This is a genomic window from Staphylococcus sp. GDH8C109P (assembly GCF_017893405.1).
Classification (GTDB): domain Bacteria; phylum Bacillota; class Bacilli; order Staphylococcales; family Staphylococcaceae; genus Staphylococcus; species Staphylococcus cohnii.
Window position 1 is genome coordinate 1 of sequence record NZ_JAESMX010000017.1, and the last position, 6,107, is coordinate 6,107.

6 protein-coding genes and 3 pseudogenes are annotated in these 6,107 nt (G+C 27.8%); 8 read left to right on the plus strand and 1 reads right to left on the minus strand.

Annotated features, from left to right (window positions below; translation table 11 throughout):
• From KA867_RS13460 to KA867_RS09610, 4 genes and pseudogenes are all read left to right on the plus strand, one after another.
• A pseudogene (locus KA867_RS13460) lies at positions 1-106 on the plus strand (replication initiator protein A); the annotation flags it as partial.
• 15 nt (positions 107-121) lie between these two features.
• Positions 122-424, plus strand: a pseudogene (locus KA867_RS09600) (protein rep); the annotation flags it as partial.
• An 888-nt stretch (positions 425-1,312) separates the two neighbouring features.
• Positions 1,313-1,930, plus strand: coding sequence for a cadmium resistance transporter CadD (gene cadD / locus KA867_RS09605; RefSeq protein WP_210137847.1), 618 nt, complete (start codon positions 1,313-1,315; stop codon positions 1,928-1,930).
• An 18-nt stretch (positions 1,931-1,948) separates the two neighbouring features.
• Complete coding sequence (locus KA867_RS09610) at positions 1,949-2,296, plus strand: ArsR/SmtB family transcription factor (protein WP_002508637.1); 348 nt, start codon at positions 1,949-1,951, stop codon at positions 2,294-2,296.
• Between the two features lie 156 nt (positions 2,297-2,452).
• Here the strand turns inward: KA867_RS09610 and KA867_RS09615 are convergent, their stop codons facing one another.
• Positions 2,453-3,754 carry a helix-turn-helix domain-containing protein gene (locus KA867_RS09615; protein ID WP_210137848.1) on the minus strand — a complete coding sequence of 434 codons (1,302 nt, stop codon included), beginning with the start codon at positions 3,752-3,754 and terminating at the stop codon, positions 2,453-2,455.
• A gap of 498 nt (positions 3,755-4,252) precedes the next feature.
• On the opposite strand from KA867_RS09615, the gene KA867_RS09620 reads away from it, so the two are divergent.
• From KA867_RS09620 to KA867_RS09635, 4 genes and pseudogenes are all read left to right on the plus strand, one after another.
• Positions 4,253-4,504, plus strand: coding sequence for a hypothetical protein (locus KA867_RS09620; protein WP_040138582.1), 252 nt, complete (start codon positions 4,253-4,255; stop codon positions 4,502-4,504).
• 112 nt (positions 4,505-4,616) lie between these two features.
• Entirely contained in the window at positions 4,617-5,219 is a 603-nt protein-coding gene (locus KA867_RS09625) for a hypothetical protein (protein WP_210137849.1), read from the plus strand.
• Positions 5,220-5,748: 529 nt separating this feature from the next.
• Positions 5,749-5,844: a type I toxin-antitoxin system Fst family toxin gene (locus KA867_RS09630; RefSeq protein WP_002510758.1), complete on the plus strand. Its 96-nt coding sequence runs from the start codon at positions 5,749-5,751 to the stop codon at positions 5,842-5,844.
• Between the two features lie 197 nt (positions 5,845-6,041).
• Positions 6,042-6,107, plus strand: a pseudogene (locus KA867_RS09635) (IS6 family transposase); the annotation flags it as partial.

Genomic DNA, 6,107 nt, shown 5'->3' on the forward strand with positions numbered 1-6,107 from the left:
GATGAAATGTTATATAATGCAATACATTAAAGCTGAATTCGAAGAAACACATGCACTTTATATGCGACGTCAAAACATGAAACAACATAATATCTTTAATCAGTAATTCAAATAATCTATAGCAATCAAAGAAACCTCTAAATATTCGGTTAAGTCATCTGATTTTTTAACTGATGATGATGAAAGAAATCAAGAAATCGTGAATGACTTGGAAAAAGGTTTATACCGAAAACGTATGTTGAGTTATGGTGGATTGCTTAAACAAAAACATAAGATTTTAAATTTAGATGATGCCGAAGATGGCAATTTGATTAATACAAGTGACGAAGATAAAACAACAGACGAAGAAGAAAAAGCACATTCAATTACAGCAATTTGGCATTTTGAAAAACAAAATTATTACTTAAAAGATTTGAAACGTTAGCTTAAAAGCTAGCGTTTTTTTATGCTTTTTTGCCCCTGCGGGAACTATAGCGTTTAACCAGCATGGTTGCCCATTTTTTATGCCAATTTTTAAATTTGCATGTAAATGGGCAGTGTCTAAAAAATTATTCACTGGTTTTGCTCAAATTTTTGTTTTTGAAAATAGCATATATTTATTTGGCTCATATTTGCTTTTTAAAAGCTTCTGTAGGTTTTTAGGCATAAAACTATATGATTTACCCCTAAATCTTTAAAATACCCCCTTAAAATTCAAAATAAAAGTATTTAAAATTTTAAAAAATAAAAAAGCTACTAGCAAAAAACTAGTAGCTTAAATCTTAGTTAAATTTTGATGTAGTATTAATTTTTATATCTACGCTACAACGTCGATTCAAATTCGTGCAGTATTAATTTTTGTATCTGCGCCACAACGCCGATTACTAATAATGCAGTATTAATTTTTATATCTGTGCTGCAACACCGATTACTTAAAACTAAGATTAAAAAAATCGACGAAGGTCGATTATGGTTTTTACACGCGTTTTTTTAGAACACATAAGTGCGCCCTTACGGGAATTAACTAGATTATAACGATGAAAAATAGACCTGTAAAGCGATAACTATTGTGATAAAGTTTGCTAAAAAGGAGTGATTTTATGGCTGCTATGTGGTTATCGATTATAGGTATGTGGTTTTGTATTGGAATGGCATTTTTTGCTATCAAAGTGAGTAAGAATAAAAAGTAGACCACGTATTTATGCCGAGAAAATTTATTGATGTTAAGGGTTCCGAGGCTCAACGTCAATAAAGCAATTGGAATAAAGCATCTATGATTATTTAAAAATATAAGTTACAATACATTCAAAAATATTTTTGAATGAGGTGTATTATGATTCAAACGGTTGTTACTGCTGCTGTTCTTTATATTGCTACAGCAGTTGATTTATTAGTAATTTTATTAGTATTTTTTGCTAGAGCAAAGACTAGAAAAGAATATAGAGATATTTATGTTGGTCAATATTTAGGGTCTATTATTTTAATATTAGTTAGTTTGTTTTTAGCTTTTGTATTAAATTATGTTCCAGAGAAGTGGATATTAGGTTTATTGGGTTTAATACCAATTTATCTTGGAATTAAAGTGGCTATTTATGATGATTGTGAAGGAGAAAAGAGAGCTAAAAAAGAATTGAATGAAAAAGGATTGTCTAAATTAGTTGGTACGGTTGCAATTGTTACGATAGCAAGTTGCGGTGCTGATAATATTGGTTTATTTGTTCCGTATTTTGTGACATTAAGTGTTACTAATTTATTAATTACTCTGTTTGTCTTTTTAATTTTAATTTTCTTCTTGGTATTTACTGCACAAAAATTAGCTAATATTCCAGGAGTTGGAGAAATTGTTGAGAAATTTAGTCGTTGGATTATGGCTGTTATTTATATAGCTTTAGGTTTATTTATTATTATTGAAAATGACACTATTCAAACAATTTTAGGATTTATATTTTAATTTAGGGTGTGATTTTATATGAGTTATGAAAATGCTTGTGATGTGATCTGTGTACATGAGGATAAAGTTAACAATGCTTTAAGTTTTTTAGAAGATGATAAATCTAAGAAATTACTTAACATTTTAGAAAAAATTTGTGATGAGAAGAAATTGAAAATCATATTATCTTTGATTAAAGAAGATGAGTTGTGTGTTTGTGATATTTCTTTGATATTGAAAATGAGTGTTGCTTCAACTTCACATCATTTAAGGCTTTTATATAAAAATGAGGTACTTGATTTTTATAAAGATGGAAAGATGGCATATTATTTTATTAAAGACGATGAAATAAGAGAGTTTTTCTCTAAAAATCAGGAGGGTTTTTGAAACGAGTTTCTTCTTGTCTTGATACTATAGAACAACACTAAATTTTATACGTAAATAAAGTACTATAAAATTTGGTGTATATAGGTATGTGTATGAATGTAGTTATGTTTATGTTGATACGTATACACATCATTATAGTGATAAGTGTGTTGATAGTTATTTGAATTGTTCTTCTATGATTTCTTGAAGCTCTTTATTACTTGTATTATCAAACTTTGAAATTCTGTTTAGTGCTAAAGTGCCTAATAGATTAACTGGATTACTTGGATAAAGATTATTACCTAATGCAGATTCTATTTCCGTTTTAGTAAACATATAAAAGAGATCTCTACCAATTTTTCCGTTCAACTTTTGAGACAGTAAAATTTTAAGTTTATTAAAAAAGTGCCATTGAAAAATAAAATGCTTAAATTCCATGAAAAGCATTGTCTCATCACTGCCTCTATTTAAGTCTTTTTTCATTTGTCGTATAAATGATTCATAACAATAGCTAGGAATGAGTAATTGAGTTTCTTGTGGCGTTAGATAATATTGTTGATTAAATGATTCAATTTCACCAGTGTTAGTTAACTTTGCTAGATGTTCACCTATATTTTTAGCGTCAATATTATCTTGAATGTCGCTAGTATAATTTGAAATCTCATTGATTGGAAAATCTAAATAGTTACATAGTGTCTGAATATCTTTAAAGTATAACTTTTTAGGATTTTTATATAAATTTTTCAATGTTGATAAAGGGATTAATGTATTAGAACTTAAGTTATTTAAGCTAATATTATGACACCTAAAGTATTCAAGTAACTTTTCAATATTATGGGATGTGAATAGTCCTTGATCATATTTATGGGTATTGACTTCTAATAATAAGCCAATGGCATGCTCTATTCTTTCAACGCCAATTTTCAATGCATCATTCGATATAGGATCACGATGATCGGTAACAGATAATATACCTGCTGAATCATGTTTAATGACTAAACCACTATTATTTTTGTATAAATAATTTGGATAATGGAACTTAAAAGTATTTAAAGCTATTTCACATGTTGAGTAATCAATAACATTTTTTTCAAAGTAATCGTAATAAACTCTTTGGATAAAATCATACTTGGGGAATGAAATCCAATCCTGTTTATTAACTAAATTAAAATGAGATATAAGCTGAGAAAATTGATGAACTCGTGTTCTATTTTCATCAGGCAAATGACAATATTTCGTAGTTTCATTTTGGAAGTAGTCAGTGAAATCCTGATTATATTCTGGCCATTTTTTATATAGTAAATCTTGAATTGTTAAATTAAAAAAGCAACACATTTCATCAACAACATCAAATTTTAAATAAGTCTCATCACTTTCAATGATACCTATTTTTCTTTCTGTATAATATTTCGTTTTAAAATATTTATTAAGTGATTTTGCTAATTTCTTTCGAGATAAATCTTTGTTAAGACGTTCCATTTTTAGTTTATAACTTAGTTTTATTTTGGACACTCCTTTTAGCATATCTATATTGTAAATATAATACAAAAATGAGTGTTTTGAACATTTGATTTGGTATGTTTTTCATACCATGTAAGTAATAAAATATATGGATTTTATGAGTATTTTAGAAAAAATGTAAAAATCTGAAAAAATTTGGTAAGAGCATAAGGAGAATATGCTATCATTTGAAATGATAGGTCTGGCGAAGCCAGACATTCCAAGACTTTAAGTCGTTTTTATTATGATATCAAAAAAATAGAAATGTCTCACTTTTGTGACACATCATATTGTACCTGTCTCACCTTTGTGACACAATATATAGAAAATGTCACAAAGGTGAGACACCCTTTTTTGAAGGCATAATACTTTAATATCATTCTGGATTTAGTTTGAATTTCAAAATAATATTAGCAAGTATATGTACGTAAAACATAAAAAAATAAGTAAAAAATTTTAAAAAAGGAGTTCAAAATAATGAAGAAAGATTTACTAATTAGAGATGTAGATAGTGAGTTGTTAGATCGATTAAGTAGATTGGCTAAAGATAAAAATATATCAAGAAACAAATTAATTTTAGAGACTTTAGAGTTATTAGATCCACTTGAAAGTTATCAAAAATTATATGCAGAACAATCTCATCAACAAGCACAAAATACAAAAGTTTTAAAAGAAGTTGCGAGTAAACAAGATAAAATTTTATCATTACTTGAGTCAGTAGATTATTAGTATTCATGATATTTTTGTTTGAAAAATAGAGAGATACATTCTATAAAAACTTTGAAAATTTTATAGAGTATTTAATTCTATGATAAGTCTAATTAAAAAGGTGAGAGATATAATGAACTTTTTTTCTTTTGTATATGAGCTGTTTAAATTATTGTATACACACTTTTCTTTCCCTATAGTTATATTGATATTTATATTACTTTTTAAAAAAGATATCCATAATTTATTTCAAAATATCAAATCATTTTCAATAGGAGATTACTCTATTGAAGTAGATGTATCGGAAAAAATTAAAGCAACTTATGATTCAATTTCTAGTATTTCAGTTGAAAAATATGGTTCTGAAATTTTAAATGAACCTACTAGTTTGGGAGGGGCTGGTGGACCAAAAAAGGATACAGTTGATGAGTTTAAAATTATACATAGTAAAAGTTATACAATTAATTATTATTTGGAAAATGGTTGGTTAGATACTGTAACTACATTATATTGGGCTTACAGTCGCAGGGTAGAATGGGACAAAAAAATGATTGAGAATAAAGAGCGTCCCTTATCTGAAAAGCGTGATTTACATACTGAAAAAGAAATGGGTAAAGAGATAAAAAGATTATATGATTTAGCTATTCAAAATCCTGATATTAAATGGTCTTATGAAGATGTTATGACATTTAGAAAATTGATAATGATTGCAGTTAAACCAATGTTTTTTTCTTAAGAAGATAGGAAAAAGTAAAATATATTTGTGTAATGTACATTTGTGTATATTACACAAATGTACTTCATTGCTCTGATAAAAAATGATTGGGCATTAGTTAAATAAGTAAACTTGTATACTTATTTAATTGTTTATTTCAACAGGCTGTTTAGGTATATATTGCATACAGTATGCATGTATAACGTATGCACGCATATTGTATGCAAATAATTAGAAAAGTGATGTGTAAGTTACACAAATGTAATTAACACATGTGTAACTTACATTTGTGTATAAAAAATATATAAGAAATACAGATTATTAAAACGATAGTGGTAACTTAATATTTGTGAGGATTAACTTCCTAATATCTTTTGTTATATATTCTAGAAATCAATTAGGGAACTATTTAATTTTTCATATTCTGTTATAAGTGGTTTTCATAATTCAACTTATCGGAAGTGCATATGCTTGTAGATTAACAGATGGTATAATAGTGGAGTCGCCTATCTCTGGCGTCAATTTGACGTAGAGAGGAGGTGCATACGCAATGACCGACATCTTTGTAAACATCATGACCACAGCAGCAAGTGGTTGCATCGTTGCTTTATTTGCGAACTGGCTACGCAAACGCAATGATAAATAGGCGACTAGTCACACCAAAAAATCCCCTAACTACTGGCATAGTTAGGGGATTTGGTGCATACATGCACGACATCTTTGTTAATTGCATTATAACATCATAGTGGTTAGGAATGCAAAATCATTAAATTGATATACTATTAAAGGTTCTGTTGCAAAGTTGAATTTATAGTATAATTTTAACAAAAAGGAGTCTTCTGTATGAACTATTTCAGATATAAACAATTTAACAAGGATGTTATCACTGTAGCCGTTGGCTACTATCTA